The following is a 20,754-nucleotide window of genomic DNA, read 5'->3' as shown; positions in this document are numbered from 1 at the left end:
GTTCAGGAGCGCATGGGTTTCTTAATACAACACCCTAACCTTTACAGTACCCTTTACCTTACGCAATAACTCCACCGCATTTTTGCTTAAGCCTTTATCAACATCCAAAACAACATATCCAATAGCCTCGTTAGTTTTTAAATACTGGCCTAAAATGTTTATTTTATGTTTACTCAGTTGCGTATTTATTTCTGATAAAACCCCCGGCACATTATTATGAATATGTAAAATACGGTGTGTACCTTCTTGTGGTGGTAAGCTAAGTGCAGGCACGGTATGAGAACCGTAAGTAATTCCCTTCTCTAAATAATTAAATAATTTATTGCTCACATCATCGCCAATATTCTGTTGCGCTTCCTGTGTGCTGCCACCAATATGCGGAGTAAGCAACACATTGCTTAAGCCTTGCAGTGGTGTAGTAAATTTGTCGCCATTTTTTTCAGGTTCCCATGGGTAAACATCAATGGCAGCGCCACCAATATGCCCTTCTTTTATAAATTTAGCCAGCGCATCCAAATCAACCACTTCTCCCCTTGCGTAGTTTATTAATATGCTGCCTTTTTTAAAATATTTTAAATTGTTTTTGTTGATTAAATTTTTGGTACTCTCCAGCTCGGGTACATGCAGTGTAATAATATCGGCAGTACTTACCAATTCTTTTAAAGATTTTCTGTCTTCTGCATTACCCAATGGTAATTTAGTTTCCACATCATAAAAAATTACTTTCATCCCCAGCCCTTCTGCCAATACACTTAACTGGCTGCCTATATTTCCATACCCAATAATGCCTAAAGTTTTTCCACGCAATTCGTAACTGCCGCTGGCATCTTTATTCCAAATACCTTCGTGGGCAGCTTTATTTTTATCTACAATTTTTCTTATCAGCATTATCGATGCACCAATTACTAATTCTGCCACACTCCTGGTATTGCTGTAAGGTGCATTAAAAACTGCCACCCCTTTTTTAGTAGCTTCTTTTAAATTTACCTGGTTGGTGCCAATGCAAAAGCAGCCAATAGCCTGTAATTTTTCGGCAGCATCTAAAACTTTTTTAGTTATCTGGGTTTTACTTCTAATGCCCAGCAAATGCACATTTTTTACTGCCGCAATTAATTCTTCCTCTGATAAGGCGCCATTTATTTTTTTAACAGTGGCATAACCAGCAGCATTAAAATATTTTACCGCCACATCACTGATATTTTCTAAAAAAAGGATATTAATTTTTTCTTTCGGATAACTTGTTAATTTTTTTTCTGCCATGATATTACTACGTAATTTGTGCAAATATATCTTATCTAAGTCTTAATACTTTTATGATACCAACTTTTTATCGCTTGTGTGGCATTCTTGCTTCACACGGCACACCCCGATTATTTCGGAACTCTTGTATTTTTTCAGCTTTGGTCAACAGACCAGGCTTTAAAATAAAACTCCGGTCGTTTATTTATACCTCAGTAGTAATAATTGCAGCTACCTGCATTATTTCCTGTCAGTCCACTTCAAAAAAAAATGTTTCAACTGCTCAAAATGAGGCCATTACTAATGTAATAGAATTACCAAAACCATTGCCACTTGCAAAAGCAGAATTCGAGCGGCTGAATAAGGCCTGCCAGCATTGGTACGACTCTGCATTATTGCTAAGAGGTTTTAATGGCGGCATTATAGTTGCAAAAAATGGCAATATAGTTTTTGAAAAATATAACGGCACAGGCCATTTACCCGGCAACGATTATATTACAGACAGTACCCCATTACAAATTGCATCGGTAAGCAAAACATTTACAGCCATGGCTGTTTTAAAATTGTGGCAAGATGGTAAATTAAATATTGATGATGAGCTGAGCAAATACCTTACAACATTTAATTACCCCGGCGTTACCATACGCACATTATTAAACCACCGCAGCGGATTGCCCAATTATTTATACTTTATGGAAAAGTTGGGCTGGAACGAAAAACAAACTGCCACCAATGAAGATGTGCTTAATTATTTAACAGAGAAAAAAGCAATCATTGAAAATATTGGCCCACCTAATAAACATTTTTCTTACTGCAATACCAATTACGCATTGCTGGCGCTGTTAATAGAAAAGGTTAGCGGCAAAAAATTTGGCGAATTTTTACAGCAAACATTTTTCACTCCGTTGCAAATGAAAAACAGTTTTGTGTACACCGGTACCGATTCGGTAAAAGTAAATTTAAGTTACGACTGGAGAGGAAGATTAATACCCTTAAATTATTTAGATGCGGTGTATGGCGATAAAAATATTTATACCACACCGCAGGATCTGTTAATTTGGGACAGGGCGCTCAGCAGCAATAAAATATTTACTGCCGAAACTTTACTGCAGGCCTACACGCCTTATAGTAACGAAAAGCCCGGTATAAAAAATTATGGCCTTGGCTGGCGAATGAATATTTACCCCGATGGAAAGAAAATGATTTTTCACAATGGCTGGTGGCATGGCAGCAATGCCACTTTTATAAGATTACTAAAAGAGAACGCCACTATAATTGTAATAGGCAATAAATTTACCCGTAACATTTATCATGCAAAAATTTTATGCAATCTTTTTGGAGATTATTATACCTCCGAAGATGATGAAGAAAATGATAACACCAAACCAACCGACAGTTTAACTGCCTTAAATAATATTAATGTTGTGGCACAACCCAGGCTTTCTAAAAAAGATACTAAACTGCAGCAAATATTTAAAGATAAAAATAAAGTAAAAACGCAGTAACAATTGCAGATTTCGGATTGCTGATTTTAGATTTTTTTAAGTTTTATAACAGATTTAGTGTTTAGAAAGCCCCAAACTTTAACTAAAAATTTCAAATTCCAAATTTATCCATTTGCAGGTTTTTGCACACATTGTTAATAATATTGAAGATTTTTTGCGGTTTTTTGCAATATTTTTCTTTACTTTAGTATTGTAATTATCAAAACTAATGCTAAAAAAAGAAAGACAGGCGTACATTGTACACCAGGTTAATCTACATAATAAAGTACTTTCGGCAAGTTTAAGTACAGAAATAGATGTATCGGAAGATACCATCCGCAGGGATTTACAGGAACTATCCGAAGAAGGCAAATTAATTAAAGTACATGGCGGTGCTTTATCGCATGCGTTTAACGACATCACTTATTCTCCCAAAAAAGTTTATGCCCAGGATAATAAAAAGATAATTGCCGATAAAGCAGTTAAACTTATAAAAAATGGCATGTTTGTTTTAACCGGCGGCGGCACTACAATTATTGAATTAGCCCGTTCTCTCCCTGTTTCTTTATCGGCCACTTTTATTTCGGGCAGCATTCCGGCCATTGTTGAATATATGCATCATCCCAACATTGAAGTAATTGTTATTGGAGATAAACTGTCAAAAAATTCTAAAATAACATTGGGTGCAGATGCACTTACCCGTATAAAAAGTCTTAAGCCCGACCTTTGTTTTCTGGGTATTAACTCTATTGATTTGCAGCATGGCATTACCGATAACGATTGGGATGTGGTACATTTAAAACAGGCTATGATTACGGCATCACAAAAAACCGTTTGCCTTACTATATCCGAAAAAATAAACACCATACAACCCATACATGTTTGCGATTTAGAAAAGATAGATATTTTAATAACAGAATTACCGCACGACCATCCTATGCTGCAGCCTTATAAAGATGCTGGCATTACAGTGCTGTAAGTATTGATTTTTTATATTCCCCAATATCCTCCAAAGAACCTGTTCACCAGTTCTGATTTTTAATTTAAAACTTTATACATACACCAACTAAACTAAAAAATATGAGAAAACTTGCAAACAGAATTATTGCAATGCTGTTTTTCCTTGTTCCATTATTTGCTACTGCACAAATAACGGGTGTTATTATCGGCGATGATGATAATGCTCCTCTTAGAGATGTTACGGTTACAGTAAAAGGAACCAAAACTGCCACCAAAACAAACCAGGCAGGCTTTTACAGTATTGCCGCACAAAAAGGCCAGGTACTTGTATTTACTTTTGTAGATTATGCCCGTCAGGAAATTACAGTAGGCGATGACACAAAAATTAATCTGCGCCTTGTACTTGCCCAAAAGCAATTAGGCGAAGTGGTAGTTACTGCTTACGGTATTACTAAAAGTAAAAGAGAGTTAGGTTATACAGCCCAGGAAGTAAAAGGGGAAGTTATAGCCGAAACACAAAGAGACAATTGGCTTAATGCACTCGCAGGCAGAGTAGCTGGTGCTACCATAACACCCACTGCTGGTTCGCCGGGTGCCTCAACTTCAATAGTATTGCGTGGAGCAGTATCTATTGGCAGCAGTAACTCTCCGCTTTTTGTTGTAGATGGTGTGCCTTACGATAACCAAACTATGAATGGCGAAAACCTTGCTGGCGCAGGAGGTGTTGTTTTTAATAACCGTAATTCTGATTATGGTAACAGGGCAATGGATTTAAACTCGGAAGATATTGAAAGTGTTACCATTCTTAAAGGACCCGAAGCTACAGCGTTGTATGGTTCAGATGGAGCCTCTGGCGCTGTGGTAGTTGTAACTAAAAAAGGAAAATCGGGTAAAGCAAGTATGCGGTACAGCAATGCTTTTCGTGCTGAAAAATTGTATATGTTTCCTGAAATACAAACTACTTATGGCAGAGGTGCAGTTGGTGTAACAGATAACAATGCAACGGTAAATCCTTTTGCAATTGGTTCAATTTATGGTTATTTTGGGCCTAAATATTCGCCCAATACACCCTTATACGATAATGTAAAAAACTTTTTTCAAACCGGTTTTTCGCAAAGGCATGCAGTAGATGTTGATGGCGGTAATGAAATTTCTACATACCGTTTTTCTGGTAGTTATTTTAAACAAAAAGGTGTTGTTCCAAACGATGCTTACGAAAAACTTACTTTCGGAGTAACAGGAACTGCAAAAGTTTCTTCTAAATTAAGTATTACCACTGCTATAAATTATTCAAACTCCACAACAGATAAATCTTCAAGAGGTGCAGGTGGTTATTTATTAAATCTGCTTAATTTTCCCAGCGATATTGACATGAGGGACTACCAAAACGCTAATGGTACAAGAAAATTATACAGAACCACCTCTACAACACTTGGAGCAGAATTTGATAACCCATTATGGGATGTAAATAAAAACAGGGGGCAGGATAAAACCGACCGTTTAAATACCGTACTTACCATAAGTGTAAACCCATATAAATGGTTGAATTTAACAAATATTGCAGGCTTAGATGTGTACAGCCAAACAGGTGATTTTGTTTTTAATCCTAACAGCCGCCTTGCTTTTAGCAGCAATGGAGTATATGCTGTGTATGAACAAAATACAAAAAACTTCAACAATGTTTTTAGAGGAACCATAAAGAAAAAAATGGGTAAATTTTCCAATACTTTAATTGGAGGATTTACAAACTTTGATAACACTACAAAAATTGAGGCACAAAAAGGGGAACGTTTTTTTGAGCAAAATTTTAAATCTTTAAACAATACAGATCCGCTTACACTTTTTGCAAAAACTACTTTAATAAGAAAAAGGATAGTAAGATTTTTTGCTAATTACAATTTATCTTTTGATAATTTATTATATGCGTCTTTGTCAGGTTCAAGAGAAGGTACCAGTACCTTTTTAAGTGATGCGGTGGTAAAAGATCCATTTTATAATTATGGCTCTGCATCATTAAGTTTTATTTTTGGCGACCTTAAAGTGTTTGATAAATACGATTGGTTTAGTTATGGTAAAGCAAGGATAAGTTATGGTACTACAGGTAAAGGACCTGCCAATCCATATATTATTGATCCGCAATTTGGCCAGGCTACCACTACCGGAGGTGGTTATGCTTTTACAGTAACAGGAAGTAATGTAGGCTTAGGGCCTGAGTTTACAAAAACTTTGGAATACGGAGCTGAACTTAAATTTTTAAAAAACAGGTTAGCTGTAGATTTTACTTTTTATAACCTGCAAAGCAGCAATCAAATCATTTCTAACCGGGCAAGCTATGGCACCGGTGCAATTTTGAAATATTTTAACGGTGGATTAGTAGAAAACAAAGGGTTTGAAGCAATAATAACCGCAAATGTTTTAAAGAAGAAAAAACTTAATTGGGATGTAACCATAAACTTCGACAGAAACCGTGGCAAGGTAATAAGTTTACCACAAGGTTTATCTACCTACTACGATGCTGACACATGGGTATTTGGAAATGTAAGAAGCCAAGTTTTTCCAGGATCATCGGTAGGTGCATTGGCAGCAACGCCATTAGGGAGAAATAGTGCCGGCCAATTGTTGATTAATGCTACTTCAGGATTGCCAGCGGTAAATGGTGCAGCTGATTTTGTACCTGTTGGAGACAGGCAATCAAAATATAAAATTGGTTTGATCAATTCCTTTTCTTATCAAAATTTCTCTTTCAGCTTCAACCTCGATTTTAGAAAAGGTGGAGATGTATTTAATGGTAATGAATACTATTTATATGTTAGCGGTTTAAGCAAACGTACATTAGACAGGGAAACTCCTATTGTAATTAATGGTGTACTAAATGATGGATTACAAAATACTACCAACCCAACAAGAAATACAATAACGGTTAACCCCTATTACAGAGCCGATTATTATGGAGCAGGAAATACTACAGAGGCTGATTTTATAGAATCAGTAGATTGGGTTAGATTAAGAGATGCAACTTTAAGTTATACTTTACCAAAATCTTTATTAAAAAGACAAAAAGTAATAAGCAATGCTTCTGTATTTGTAACAGGTACCGATTTATTTATTATTACCAATTACACTGGGGCCGACCCAAGTGTAAATGCAAACACTGCATTTTCCAGGGGCTATGGCGGTTCCGGAATTGATTACGGTTCAGTATCTACACCAAGAGGATTAAATTTTGGTTTTAAAGTTCAATTTTAAAAAATATTAAAAGAATTATTATGAAAAAATATAGTTTTATCACACTTGTACTTACAGCACTGGTGCTATTAATTACAGTTAGTGGTTGTAAAAAATATTTAGATGTAAACAGGGACGAGGATACTCCTCAAAACCCTGATGCATCTTCAGTATTTCCTGCAATGCTTGGGGCAATTCCTCGTGGCTTACAGTTTGATGCCCGCTTTGCCAGTAAATATATACAGAACTGGGGAGCTAATACTACAGCAAATGCAGGCGTTTTCGATTTCATGAGCTATACAGGTGGTAGTGATAATAATGGAGATATATGGAGACAATGTTATTTTGGTTTAGGAAAAAACCTTGATTACATTATTGAAAATGGTACTTCTAAAGGCCAATGGGATTATGTAGGAGCAGCCCAGGTACTTAAGGGTATGATGTTTCAATATGCCACAGATTATCATGGAGAAATTATTTTTAAAGAAGCATTTTTAGAAAACAAAGCATTTTTTAAATATGATGACCAGGAAACAATTTATAAAGGTATAGATTCTATCCTTAGACTTGGTATCAGCAATCTTAGCAGAACAGATAACGAAGTAACAACTGTACGCCTAATAAAAGGTGATTATGTTTATGATGGCAGCAATGCCAAGTGGATAAAATTTGCCTGGGGGCTTATGGCACGTAATGCACACCGCATTACCAATAAACCAAGTTACAATGCCGATTCTGTAATTGCTTTTTGTAACAGATCATTCACTACACCTACGGAAGATTTCTTAATACCATTTGACGCTGCAAAAAATGACGATGCAAATTTTTTAGGAACATTCAGAAATAATTTGGCTTTATACCGTCAGTCAGATTTTGTTGTTCGGCTTTTAGATGGTACAGTACTTGCCGGCGTAACTCCGTCACCTGCTAATGCTTTTACCCGTGATCCCAGAATGAGGCATTTGCTAACCTGTTCGGAAGATACTGCAAATGGCAATGGAGGTTTTAGGGGTGTTGGTCCGGGAACAGGAGATGCATTTGCAGCTTTAACCGGCGTTTACGTCGTAGGTTCTGCCAACTGGTTAAATGCCAGAAAAAGAGTGCCGGCACCATGGGCTGACAGTGTTTATGCTAATCCATCTGCATCAGTATTTAACCCTTTATACAAACACTATTTGTTTGCAGACAGGGTAGTAATGCCTGTTATGACTGCCAGCGAAATACAATTTATAAAAGCAGAAGCTGCCCTTAGAAAAGGAGATGCTGCTACTGCTTTAACTGCTTATAACAGCGGTATAAATTTCCATTTCGATTTTATAAACAGAAGCACCATGCCAAGAGGCAATGTTGTTTTATTTACCGGCAATCCTATAACAGCTAATGAAAGATCTACTTACATGGGCAGTGCAAACGTAAAAACTACAGCTGCATCATTAACACTTACCGATATTATGCTTCAAAAATATATAGCATTATGGGGTTGGGGCTTTTTTGAAACTTTTGTAGATATGAGGCGCTATCACTGGACAGATGTTGACCCTGTAACAAATGTGCAGGTGTATAAAACTTTTGTATTGCCTGTAGTAGCTGCCGAAAATTTTGGTAAACCAGTTTACAGGGTAAGGCCAAGGTTTAACAGCGAATATGTATGGAACAGGGATGAACTTTTACGAATAGGTGCACTTAACGGAGATTACCATACTTATGAATGCTGGTTTAGTAAACCATAATTGTAACCCAAAAAATTAAAAATTTATGAAACATAAAATATCAATTGCTGTTTTTCTTTTGTTTACAATTGCATTGGTAAGCTGCAAGAAAAATACTTATAAAGTAGTAGAACGTACAAGCAATGACGGAGCTGCACAGGTAAAACTTGGCTATTTTTCAGCTTATACTGTTACGCCAAATACTATATTGTACATTAATGATGTGGCGGTAAGTAATACACTTACTGCGCCAATTAGTTTTCCGGGAGGTGGTTTAAATATGGGTGGCCTTAGTAATGGCGACTATTTGTTTGTTACACCCGGTACTGTAAAAATTCAGGGATACAGGCCTGTACCCGGCACTGGAAATATTATGACAAAGTTGTTTGAATTTAGCCAGGCATTTAATGCAAACACTAACTACACTTTTTACATAACCGATACTGCTGCCAACACCTCCGGCTTTAGTATTGAAGATGGTAAAGTAAAACCAGACAGCGGTTTTGCCCGTTTTAAATTTGTAAATGCAATGCCAACCGGTGCTGTAGATTTATACAAGGGTACTAATAATACAACGGCTACTTTGTTTCAGGCTAACATTGCATACAAAGGAGTTTCGGCAAATTTTGATTTACCCGTACCGGTGGTAGATTCTTTTTTTATAAGGCCAGCAGGAGATGCAGCTACTACTGCACCAATGGCAAGAAGGGCTTTTGCATTAACCAACCAGAGAATTTATACCATGCTTGCAAGAGGTTATAAAGGAAGTACACTTGCTACGCTTGCGCCAAATTTATCTGTAATTATAAACCAATAAAAAATTGTTTATGACTAAAAATATTAGAAATATACTATTACCTGTACTGCTTTTGTTGAGTATAGTTTTTGTACGATGTACCGAAAAAGATACTGTAAAACCTCCTGCTGAATTTATAGATGCAAAATTAGCTGCCGATGCAGAACTTAGTCTTTTTAAAGCAGCTATTACACAGGCTAAATTAGAGACATTTACAAAAGGCCCCGGACCATTTACCATTCTTGCCCCAAGTAATGCGGCACTAAATGCGGCAGGTATAACAACAGCGTCATTGCCAACAATAGATTCGCTATCGCTTACTGCTTTTTTGTTGAATCATTTTCAAAATTTAAAGCGTACAAGTTTTGAGTTTCCTGTTGGTCCCAATGCACCAATGGCTTCTATGGCGGGGTTTAATAATTTTTCATCTAAGAATATTGTACTAAATAAAACTTATGTTAATGGAGCCACTGTTACCACTGCAGATATTACCTGTGGCAATGGTGTTATTCATAAAATAGACAAGGCTCTTCTTTTACCAATAATACCAATAAGAACAATTTTGAAAAGCAACCCTAATTTTTCTTTAATGGATTCTGCAATATCAAAAGCAGGACTAAGTACAAATTTTGCACCGGCAGCAAACTCCGCCACAACAATTTTTGCTATTAACAATGCCAGTATGATTGCGGCAGGCTATACCAGTTTTACTGCAATTGGAGCTTTAACTCCTGCACAGGTTACCACACTATCCAATATATTAAAATACCATATTGTGCAGTCACGTAATTTTTCCGTAGCAATGAAGAACGGTACTTTAAAAACATTTTTAGGTACAAACATAACTGTTGCTGTAGGCACTGCTGTTACTGTAAAAGGCATTTCCAATACTACCGCTTTAACGCTTGTAACTCCTGATGTTTATGCAAGCAATGGAATTATTCATGAAATTAGCGGCATGTTAATGCCCTAACAAATATTTCTTAATAAAAAAAGCGTTGCATTTTGTAACGCTTTTTTTATTTTATATTTGATAAACCTTTATTGAAAATGACAAAATATATCCTCTGTTTCTTATTGATACTTTCTCAATATTTTTCTCAATCTCAAACTGTACCGGAAAAAATTGTTGCTGCACTGGATTCATTTTCTTTTATACAACCTCAGGAAAAAGTGTATGTGCAAACTGACAGGAATACTTATTTAGCCGGAGAACCTATCTGGTTTAAAGCCCATGCTACTCTAAATGAAAAACCAACGGTGTTAAGTAAAATTTTATACATAGAATTGGTTGGCGAAGATGGGAAATTAGCAGATAAAAAAATGCTTAAATTAGTTAATGGCAATACTCATGGCGGTATTGATACTAAGCCCTCCTACCCAAGTGGCAATTATTTGTTAAGGGGATATACTTTATGGATGCTGAATTTTCCGGAATTTATTTTTGAAAAAAAAATATCCATTATCAATTCTGATAATGCCAAAAGCCAGGCAAAAAAAAATGCAGCTAAAGAAGATATATCAATAGCATTTTATCCTGAAGGTGGTAATCTCATCAGTGGTATTAAAAGCACCGTTGCATTTAAAGCAGCAGATCAATTTAATAATCCTGTAACAATAAAAGGAAATATTGTAAATAACAAAAATGAAAAAGTAGTACCAATTGAAACCATGCATAATGGTATGGGTAAGTTTGAATTTACTCCCAAAGAAGGAGAAATTTACAAAGCCGAAATAACTGCATCTAATGGAAAACAAAAAACTGTTTTACTGCCTGCAGTAAATCCGGAAGGTGTGGTGCTTACAGTTGATAATTCCAGTTTAAGTAAAACTTTTGTATTGGTATCAAAAAGTGAAAAGAACAGTAACTTATATAACAATCTTATACTGGTAGCACAAATAAATTACCAGGTAGCTTACATGGGTAAATTAAATATTGATGAAGGACTTGATGCAGCTGCTATTAATAAGAAAAACTTACCACCAGGTATTATGCAAATAACCGTTCTTTCGGAAGATGGTAAACCACTTGCAGAAAGAATTGTTTTTGTTGCCAATAATGACAGCAATAAAAATGTAATTAATAACTTAACCGTTAATGCTCAAAGACGGCAGAAGAATAGTATTTCAATAGATGTAGCACAATACAAAAATATAAATGCCGCTGTTGCAATAACCAATGCAACTGCCGGCAACAGTATTGCAACTGAAAATATTCTTTCTTCTTTTTTATTATCATCCGATATAAAAGGAAAAATACACAACCCCGTACAATATTTTAGTGACAAAGCGCCAGCTACACTTAATAATTTGGATTTAGTAATGCTTACCAACGGATGGCGCAGGTTTAAGCTGGAAGATATAATGGCAAATAAATTTCCAATGCTTAATTACCCGGTTGAAACCGGCATGACTATAAGCGGCAAAGTGCTGGAAAGTAATGGAAAATCTGTTTTAAAAGCAGGCAAAATAAATTTAATTATTAATGGAGAAGATTCAACCAAAATAATTTCTCAGGCTAATACTAACAGCGCTTCGGTATTTGTGATAGATAATATTGATTATAAAAAAGAAGCCACCGTTTTTTATCAGGGAGCCAATTTAAATAATAAAGAAGCTATTGTTGCTGTAAAATTTGCCCCGGCATTTTTTGATACACTTAAAATGCCTGCAGCAGGCATCAATGATATTTTCTTTTCTAACGAAGCTGTTAGTGCATCAGATTATTACAACCAGATTATTTTAAAAAAACAACAGCAGGACAGCAACAAAGTAAAAACATTAGGTGAGGTTGTTGTAAAAGCAAAAAAAACTTCAGTAGTCGATTCTTTAAATATGCAATATGCCAGTGATATTTTTTATGAAAGCGATCAAACTATACCAGTAGATACCGAAGTAAACAATGGAGATATCTGGCAATTTTTAAGAAGAATGGTACCCGGCATAAGTGTAATAAGAGCTGATACCGGCACACAGGTAAATTTTACCCGCTATCAGGGCATGGATTATTTTTCTGAAAATGCCGGAGGTGGCGTGCAATTTTTTTTAAACGAAATTCCAGTGACTGCAGATGTTGTAGAATCGCTTTATGCAGAAGATATTGGCCTGGTAAAAGTTTATAAAGGAAATTCAGCAATAACATTAGGTGCATCCAGGGGTGCAATTGCATTATACACAGTAAAAGGGAAATCTACGAGGGACTGGCGAAAAAAAGGGTTTGATTTTTTTAAAAAACTAGGGTACTCTTCGTCAAGAGAATTTAACCCTATTGACTATGCAGTAATAAAACCAGAGAGCGAATTTTCAGACCTTCGTACAACAATTTACTGGAACCCCTCCATCAGCATTAAGGATGGTAAAGCCACCATCGAATTTTATAACGATGATGTATGCAAAAAATTTAAAGTAGTAATAGAAGGCATTGATGCTAACGGTAAATTATTGTATGCAGAAAAAGAGATAGAGTAAACTATATGTCTTGTAGTTATCTTATTGCCTTCTCTCCTTTTTTTAAACCATTGTACGCTATTAACGAAAGCGGCAGCCCAATCATAAAAACAAGAATACCTATTGCCTTAAGGGCTTTAGAAAATTTAATGTCGCTTAAAGGAGTATGCGGCACATTACTTAAAGGAACAACAATTAAAGTAGTTACCAGCCACATAAACAATCCGTAAACAACGGCAGTAACTATGCGGCTTTTAGATAACAAACTTGTTTTGCTATACAACCAAAAGAAAAAGAAGGTAAATGAAAAAGCTATGATATAATGAAAAAGTAAGCCCAGCAATGCAATACCTGTACCACCTGCAAAAGCATCTTTACCAATAATACCACTGGCAATATAATTAAGTACAACAACCGGATTTTTATCAGTAGCAATATAAAAATCTGTACATGCAGCAATTATATCTAATGTACCAACAAGTAAGCCACTTAATAAAATTATTTTAAGAGGTATTTTTTTAATCGTATCCATAAAAAAAATTATGCGGTTAAAATATTTTATCCAAAAAATAAATACGCCAAAATAATGGCTGTTATTATTCCAACTAAATCGGCCAATAACATGGCGCCAATGGAGTAACGGGTATTTTTTATATTTACACTACCAAAGTAAACTGCTACCACATAAAAAGTAGTATCTGATGCCCCCTGAAAAATTCCGGACAATTTACTTGCAAAAGAATCGGGACCAAAAGTTGTCATGGTACTCACCATCATCCCCCTTGCTGCTCCGCCACTTAAGGGCCTGATTAATGCCGTAGGCAACGCATCTACAAAACGGGTATCTGAACCAAACATTGCAAAAAATTGTTTCATTCCGTTTATTGCAGCATCAAAAGTACCACTGGTGCGTAACATACTAACGGCTACAAGTATACCCAATAAGTATGGTATAATTCTGATGGCGGTATCAAATCCACTTTTTGCTCCATCAACAAAAACAGAAAACAGATCAATCTTTTTATAAAGGCCTCCTAAAATAATCAGGAGAAAAACCAGTAATATCAAACCATTACTTAATTGTCCTGAAAAAAGTTGTATGCCCACAGAATTTAACCTGGTAACATATAAAACCAATAAAACAATAAATGCAGAAATACTAAATACCCAAAGCAAAATAACAGGTTGAAATAAATTAATTTTTTGTTTTATTGAAACAATGATCATTGCTGTCATGGTACCTACAAAAGTTACTATCATGCAGGGTATAAAAACATCAGTAGGGTCAGATGCATTTTGTGCAGCCCGTACTGCAATTACACTAACCGGTATTAAATTTAAACCTGCGGCATGTAAACATAAAAACATGATCTGCGAATTGGAAGCCACATCTTTATTGGTATTTAATTCCTGCAGGCTATCCATTGCTTTTAATCCAAAAGGTGTGGCTGCATTATCCAGCCCAAGAAGGTTAGCAGAAAAATTCAATATCATATGGCCCATAGAAGGGTGTCCTTTTGGAATTTCGGGAAAAAGTTTTGAAAAGAATGGCCCTACAATACGTGATAATAACCGGATACCGCCAGCTTTTTCAGCAATATTCATAAACCCGATAAACAATGCTAAAATGCCTATCAATTTTAAACAAATCTCTACAGCTACCCAGCAAGTTTCAATAATACCATCAACTGCTTTTTGCCTTCTCCCTAAAATATAATCGTACGATACGGCTCTTACTGAAGAAAAACTTTTTTGCAGTTTTACTACGGTATCAGCCTGCACATTTTCTGCTACTACATATTTTGTATCCTTGTCAATGGCAGTTTGCACCACATACCCATAACTTTTCATCTCCTTTGCTAATCCGGCAACCTTTGCGCTATCTCCCAGGGCAACAAATTTAAATTCATCTTTACTGGTACCTGTAACCATACGGCCAAAAATATCATCCCTGCTGTTGTTGAAAAAAAAGTGATAGCCTGCAACAAAAATTGCAATTATTATAAAAGCACTCCATATTCTGCTTAAAGCCATAGGTTGATTTTAGATTTATGATTTTGTGGATTGCTTGCTGTCAATCAGCTATGAAAATAGTATTTTATTACCAATTAAATATCTAAAGCTAAACCTTACCTTTGCGTCCGATTTTATAAAGGTTACAATTGCAATATTAAGTAACACATTAATAAAATCGGCAATCGCAAATCTAAAATCATAAATCGAACATGGCATTACAGGCAGGCATCGTGGGTTTACCCAATGTAGGAAAATCTACTTTATTCAACGCAGTTAGCAACAGCGCCAAAGCGCAGGCAAGCAATTACCGCTTTTGTACTATTGAACCCAATACCGGTTTGGTAAATGTGCCAGATCCACGTTTAGATAAACTGGCGGAGCTGGTAGTACCCGACAGGATTGTGCCCACACAAATTGAAATTGTAGATATTGCCGGCCTTGTACGTGGCGCCAGCAAAGGCGAAGGATTGGGCAATAAATTTTTAGCCAACATTCGTGAAGTGGATGCTATCATTCATGTAATTCGTTGTTTTGAAGATGAAAATATTTTACGTGACGAAGGACCGATTAATCCTGTAAGCGATAAAGAAATTATTGAAACCGAATTGCAGTTGAAAGATTTGGAAAGTGTAGAAAAGAAAATGCAGCGTACAGAAAAATTAGCCAAGACAGATGCAAAGATGAAAGCCGAACTGGACATTTTAATTAAATGTAAAGCACACCTGGACAGCGGAAAAAATATTATTACTCTTGGTTTAAGTAAAGAAGATAAAGTGGCTATTGCCGATTTATTTTTATTAACTGATAAACACATTTTATATGTAGCTAATGTTGATGAGGCCAGCATGCATACCGGTAATAAATTTTCTGCTGCATTAATTGAAGCGGTAAAAAATGAAGGCAACGAAGTTATTATAATGACCAATGCCATAGAAGCACAAATTGCAGAGTTTGAAAATGCAGACGATAAAGCCATGTTTATGGAAGAATATAAAATGGTGGAGCCTGCGCTGGACCGCTTAATTCATTCTACTTATAAATTATTAAACCTCTCTACTTATTTTACAGCAGGTGTGCAGGAAGTAAGGGCATGGACGATACATCATGGCTGGAAAGCGCCACAGGCCGCCAGTGTAATACATACTGATTTTGAAAAAGGATTTATTAAAGCTGAAGTAATTGCTTACGATGATTTTATTAATTACAAAAGCGAAGCTGCCTGCCGTGAGAACGGAAAGTTAAGGATTGAAGGCAAAGAATACATCGTTAAAGATGGTGATGTAATGCATTTCAGGTTTAATGTGTAGTGATTAAATACCAGAACGTGTTTATTAAAAAATATTTAAGATTCGCTTTTTGTCAATGTTTCGACAAGCTCAACATGACAAAAAGCTGTCTGTCTGAGCTTGTCGAAGACGGCTTCTAAAAGAGCTTTTATTTTTCAAATACTTCGTAGCCCCAGGGTTGCATTTCAAAAGATTTTACTGCAGTAAAATCTTTTTCTTCTTTATTAAATACATTTTTATACTTTCCTGCAAGATTTGTATCGTTAGTATTGAAGCTGATTTTTTCTTTGCTAAAATTTATCAGCACCAGCACTTCGCTGTTGCCATTTTTTCTTATAAAAGCTAAAATATTTTTATCGGCAGTTGTGCTGAGCAAATGCGTAGTTACTGCAGCATCACCTGCTCTTAAAGCTGCATTATTTTTTTTGAGCGATAACAGCGTTTTATAAAAATCATGCAACTCGTATTTGCCATTCCATTCAATAGGATCTTTGTCAAAAAACTTTAAACGTTTCATGTTAGGCAATTCCTGTCCGCTGTAAATCATTGGCATGCCATTCCAGGTAAAACTAAATACCGCCAGGGCTTTGGCCATATCGCCATACTTTTCATATTCAGATCCGTTCCAGCTGTTCTCATCGTGGTTGGTGGTAAACCAAAGTGGAATACCAGTTGCGCCACAAACAGTATTGTATTGCTGCAAAACAGAATCCAAAATATTTTTATCCTGATTTTTTTTATAAAAATCTTCTGTCTTATGCATCCATGCCCAGGTATAGCAGGCATCAAATGCTTTAAAATAATCGGCATGTTCTACAGGGTCGCTTTCGGCTAACCAGAAAAGTGTTTTTGTTTTTTCCAATGCCGTTCTTGCTTCCAGCCAAAAATCAAGCTCTACCCAAAAAGCCAAATCACATCTGTAGCCGTCAATATCACATTCGGTGATCCAATACTTCATAGCATCAATCATAGCTTTGCGCAAATCAGGATTTTTAAAATCCAGTTCAATAATATCATCCATACCACTGGCAATTTTAAAATCGTTGGTGGCAATGTCTTTTTCAAAATATTCCGGATGCGTTTTTGTCCACACATGATCCCAACCGGTATGGTTAGCCACCCAATCAATAATTACTTTAAAACCCATGGCGTGAGCTTCCTTTACTAAATTTTTAAAATCCTGTAAATTGCCAAATTCGGGATTAATCGCAGTGTAATCGCTGCAGGCATAATAACTGCCCATCGTTCCTTTCATCTTTTTTTGTGCAATTGGGGTTATGGGCATAAACCACAAAGTCTCCACCCCCATTTCTTTTAACCTTGGTAATTCTTTTGCAAAAGCGTTAAAGGTTCCTTCTTTAGTGTATTGGCGAACATTTACTTCGTAAACATTGGTGTTGTTTATCCAGCCAGCTTTTTTATATTCGGTAGTTGTCATTGTATTTTTTTCTTTGTTTGAATTTGTATTTACCTGATTATTACATGCTGCAATTATTAAAAGCGCAATAAATACCGGAATTATCTTTTTCATTGTGCAGGCAAATTTATTTTATCAAATGTAAGAAGGGAATTTCGAATAATTACAAATGCCCGAAAACAGTTGCAACATTGTACCTTTGCAACTGTTATTTTTTAACATGAAACAATTTAATGTTCCCATCATTTATCGCAGCCCATTAATTGCTGCCATAAAAAATAAGCGCAAGCAGCAGGATAAAATGAAAAAAGATTTTACCCCTGCCCTGCTTGATTTTGGTGGGGTGCAAATTTATCTTGCCCGCCATTTTGGTTTTTGTTATGGTGTAGAAAATGCCATTGATATTGCTTTCAGGACCATTGAAGAAAACCCAGGCAAGCGTATTTTTTTATTAAGCGAAATGATCCACAATCCGCAGGTAAATGCAGATTTATTACAAAGAGGGGCACAATTTTTACAGGATACTTACGGCAAACAAATAATTCCGTACGAATCACTTACCAAAGATGATGTGGTAATTATTCCTGCATTTGGCACAACACTAGCTATTGAAGAAAAATTAAATGCTATTGGTATTCCCACAAAAAAATATAATACCACCTGCCCCTTTGTAGAAAAAGTTTGGAACCGCAGCGAACAGATCGCTAAAAAAAATTACACTGTTGTAGTGCATGGTAAACCTACGCATGAAGAAACAAGGGCCACTTTTTCTCATGCTGCACATCATACCCCAACAGTAGTAGTAAACAATATGCTGGAAGCAATTGTATTAAGTGAATATATTACCGGCGAAAAAGAAGCAGATAATTTTTATACCGAATTTGAAGGAAGATATTCTAAAGGGTTTGATGCTGCAAAAGATCTGCAACGTATTGGTGTGGTTAACCAAACCACCATGCTGGCCAGCGATACACAAGCCATATCAGATTTTTTAAAAGAAGTAATGATTAAAAAATATGGTTTAACTCCTGAAAGCACTGAAGAACGTTTTGCAGATACCAGGGATACTTTATGTTATGCTACCAACGATAATCAGAGTGCGGTGTATGGCTTGTTAGAAACGCCTGCAGACTTAGCGATTGTAGTGGGTGGCTACAACAGCAGTAATACTTCTCACTTAGTAGAACTTTGCGAAGAAAAATTGCCCACTTATTTTATCAGCAGTGAAGAAAAAATAATTTCATCTGCTGCAATACAGCATTTTAATTTTCATACCAAAGAAGAATTAACCACCAATAATTTTTTACCCAAAAAAGAACCCGTAAAAATATTAATTACAAGTGGTGCCAGCTGCCCCGATGCAATGGTAGAAGCCGTGATTGAAAAGTTGGTTTCTTTTTTTAAAGTAAATATTTCTGTTGAGGACTTAACGCTTTCCTTCCATGACGCCGGGTAATATTTTCAGATATGCTGCCTGGTTAATTGTAAAGCAATATCTAACTGTTCAAACTCCGTTAGATTAGTATTATCAATTTCAACAGCATCAGCTGCTTTGCGTAACGGGCTTACTTCCCGGTGAGAGTCAATATAATCTCTAGTTTCAAGATTATTTTTTACTTCTTCGATAGTAGTGTTGGGATTTTTTTCGAACATTTCCCTGAACCTTCTTTCTACCCTAACAGCAATATCGGCAGTCATAAATATTTTTAATTCTGCATACGGAAAAACGGTTGTGCCAATATCTCTGCCATCCATTACCACAGCTTTTTTCTCTCCCATTTTCTGCTGTTGTGCAACAGCGTAAGTCCTTACTTCTTTTATTGCAGCCACATCACTTACTTTTTCGGCAATTACCAAATCCCTTATTACATACTCCACGTTTTCTCCATTTAAAATAATTTCGCTCTGCTGCGATTTTTCGTTGAACTCAAATTCAATACTAATATTTTTTAATGCTTCTGCTACCTCTTTCGTGTCCGTCCAGTCGATATGGTTTCTTAAAAAATATAATGTAATTGCCCGGTACATGGCACCGCTGTCGATATAAACATAGCCTAATACTTTTGCCAATTGTTTTGCCAATGTACTTTTGCCGCAGGATGACCAGCCATCTATTGTAACAATAATTTTTTTGTTTGCCATAATACTGCAAAAATGCTTTAAAAATCTGCCAATTCAAAATTCCGTGTATAAAAAAAGCCATCGTTTTACAGATGGCTTAAAATTATTATTATTAAAAATTATGCTTCGGATTGCTTTTCCTTTTTTATTTCTTCTTCTTTTAAAGTAAACTTTATTTTTTCAGTTTCTTTATCCAAAGTTGCAATTAAAGTATCGCCGCTTTTTACATGCATATTTAATATTTCTTCTGCTAAAGGATCTTCTAAATATTTTTGTATAGCCCTGTGCAAAGGCCTGGCTCCAAACTGTGCATCATAACCTTTATCAGCAATAAACTCTTTTGCTTCCGTGGATAATTCCATAGAAAACCCGAGATTGGTCAAGCGTTTCATTACACCTTTCATCAAAATATCAATGATCTCAAAAATATTTTCTTTGGTTAATGAATTAAACACCACCACATCATCAATCCTGTTTAAAAATTCAGGACTGAAAGTACGCTTCAAAGCTTTTTCAATTACCGCTTTATTATTTTCATCTGCATTGTCCATACGGGTTGCTGTTGCAAAACCAACACCATCACCAAAATCTTTTAACTGCCTTGCACCAATATTAGATGTCATTACAATCAGCGTATTTTTAAAATCAACTTTACGTCCCATGCCGTCAGTTAACTGACCATCATCCAGAACCTGCAATAAAATATTATAAATATCCGGATGTGCTTTTTCAATTTCATCTAAAAGAATAACACAATAGGGTTTACGCCTTACCCTTTCTGTTAGTTGCCCGCCTTCTTCATAACCAACATAACCCGGAGGTGCACCAATTAAACGGCTTACCGTAAATTTTTCCATGTACTCACTCATGTCAATCCTAATTAAAGAATCTTCGCTGTCGAACATATGTTTTGCCAAAGCCCTGGCCAATTCCGTTTTACCTACACCGGTAGGGCCAAGAAAAATAAATGTACCAATTGGCTTTTTAGGATCTTTTAAACCCACCCTGTTGCGCTGTATTGCTTTTACAACTTTTGAAATAGCATCCTGCTGAC

The 20,754-nt window shown here is 35.9% G+C and carries 15 protein-coding genes; 9 read left to right on the top strand and 6 right to left on the bottom strand.

Going from position 1 to position 20,754, the window contains the following annotated elements; all coding sequences use genetic code 11:
* Positions 1-21 precede the first annotated feature (21 nt).
* A complete protein-coding gene (gene serA, locus ACY651_RS15435; RefSeq protein ID WP_462254340.1) occupies positions 22-1,260 on the bottom strand; it encodes a phosphoglycerate dehydrogenase in 1,239 nt (412 codons plus the stop codon).
* A gap of 140 nt (positions 1,261-1,400) precedes the next feature.
* On the opposite strand from serA, the gene ACY651_RS15430 reads away from it, so the two are divergent.
* From ACY651_RS15430 to ACY651_RS15400, 7 genes are all read left to right on the top strand, one after another.
* Entirely contained in the window at positions 1,401-2,744 is a 1,344-nt protein-coding gene (locus tag ACY651_RS15430; protein ID WP_462254338.1) for a serine hydrolase domain-containing protein, read from the top strand.
* 208 nt (positions 2,745-2,952) lie between these two features.
* Entirely contained in the window at positions 2,953-3,702 is a 750-nt protein-coding gene (locus tag ACY651_RS15425) for a DeoR/GlpR family DNA-binding transcription regulator (protein ID WP_462222046.1), read from the top strand.
* Between the two features lie 101 nt (positions 3,703-3,803).
* Positions 3,804-6,929, top strand: a complete 3,126-nt coding sequence (locus tag ACY651_RS15420) for a SusC/RagA family TonB-linked outer membrane protein (protein ID WP_462254336.1) — start codon at positions 3,804-3,806, stop codon at positions 6,927-6,929.
* Positions 6,930-6,949: 20 nt separating this feature from the next.
* A complete protein-coding gene (locus ACY651_RS15415; protein WP_462254334.1) occupies positions 6,950-8,638 on the top strand; it encodes a SusD/RagB family nutrient-binding outer membrane lipoprotein in 1,689 nt (562 codons plus the stop codon).
* Between the two features lie 25 nt (positions 8,639-8,663).
* A complete protein-coding gene (locus ACY651_RS15410; RefSeq protein ID WP_462254332.1) occupies positions 8,664-9,434 on the top strand; it encodes a hypothetical protein in 771 nt (256 codons plus the stop codon).
* A gap of 10 nt (positions 9,435-9,444) precedes the next feature.
* Positions 9,445-10,386 (top strand): fasciclin domain-containing protein, encoded by a 942-nt coding sequence (locus ACY651_RS15405; protein WP_462254330.1) that lies wholly within the window; start codon positions 9,445-9,447, stop codon positions 10,384-10,386.
* 77 nt (positions 10,387-10,463) lie between these two features.
* Positions 10,464-12,881, top strand: coding sequence for a hypothetical protein (locus ACY651_RS15400; RefSeq protein ID WP_462254328.1), 2,418 nt, complete (start codon positions 10,464-10,466; stop codon positions 12,879-12,881).
* Positions 12,882-12,897: 16 nt separating this feature from the next.
* Here the strand turns inward: ACY651_RS15400 and ACY651_RS15395 are convergent, their stop codons facing one another.
* Positions 12,898-13,392: a hypothetical protein gene (locus tag ACY651_RS15395; RefSeq protein WP_462254326.1), complete on the bottom strand. Its 495-nt coding sequence runs from the start codon at positions 13,390-13,392 to the stop codon at positions 12,898-12,900.
* 26 nt (positions 13,393-13,418) lie between these two features.
* Complete coding sequence (locus tag ACY651_RS15390; protein ID WP_462254324.1) at positions 13,419-14,894, bottom strand: nucleoside recognition domain-containing protein; 1,476 nt, start codon at positions 14,892-14,894, stop codon at positions 13,419-13,421.
* 191 nt (positions 14,895-15,085) lie between these two features.
* On the opposite strand from ACY651_RS15390, the gene ychF reads away from it, so the two are divergent.
* The gene (gene ychF / locus ACY651_RS15385; protein ID WP_462221678.1) at positions 15,086-16,183 is read left to right on the top strand and encodes a redox-regulated ATPase YchF; all 1,098 of its coding nucleotides are present in this window, start codon (positions 15,086-15,088) and stop codon (positions 16,181-16,183) included.
* Positions 16,184-16,310: 127 nt separating this feature from the next.
* On the opposite strand, the gene ACY651_RS15380 is transcribed toward ychF, so the two are convergent.
* Positions 16,311-17,693, bottom strand: a complete 1,383-nt coding sequence (locus tag ACY651_RS15380; RefSeq protein WP_462254322.1) for an alpha-amylase family glycosyl hydrolase — start codon at positions 17,691-17,693, stop codon at positions 16,311-16,313.
* A 106-nt stretch (positions 17,694-17,799) separates the two neighbouring features.
* Here ACY651_RS15380 and ACY651_RS15375 point away from each other — a divergent pair, with 106 nt between their 5' ends.
* Positions 17,800-19,035 carry a 4-hydroxy-3-methylbut-2-enyl diphosphate reductase gene (locus ACY651_RS15375; protein ID WP_462254320.1) on the top strand — a complete coding sequence of 412 codons (1,236 nt, stop codon included), beginning with the start codon at positions 17,800-17,802 and terminating at the stop codon, positions 19,033-19,035.
* Between the two features lie 5 nt (positions 19,036-19,040).
* Here ACY651_RS15375 and cmk read toward each other — a convergent pair whose 3' ends face one another.
* Both cmk and ACY651_RS15365 read right to left on the bottom strand, forming a co-directional pair.
* Positions 19,041-19,721: a (d)CMP kinase gene (gene cmk, locus ACY651_RS15370; RefSeq protein ID WP_462254318.1), complete on the bottom strand. Its 681-nt coding sequence runs from the start codon at positions 19,719-19,721 to the stop codon at positions 19,041-19,043.
* Positions 19,722-19,819: 98 nt separating this feature from the next.
* Positions 19,820-20,754 (bottom strand): AAA family ATPase (locus ACY651_RS15365; protein WP_462254316.1); only part of this gene is annotated, 935 nt, incomplete at its 5' end.

The sequence above is a fragment of the Ferruginibacter sp. genome, from assembly GCF_031391665.1.
Classification (GTDB): Bacteria; Bacteroidota; Bacteroidia; order Chitinophagales; family Chitinophagaceae; genus Ferruginibacter.
This window is presented reverse-complemented; position numbering and strand designations above follow the sequence as displayed.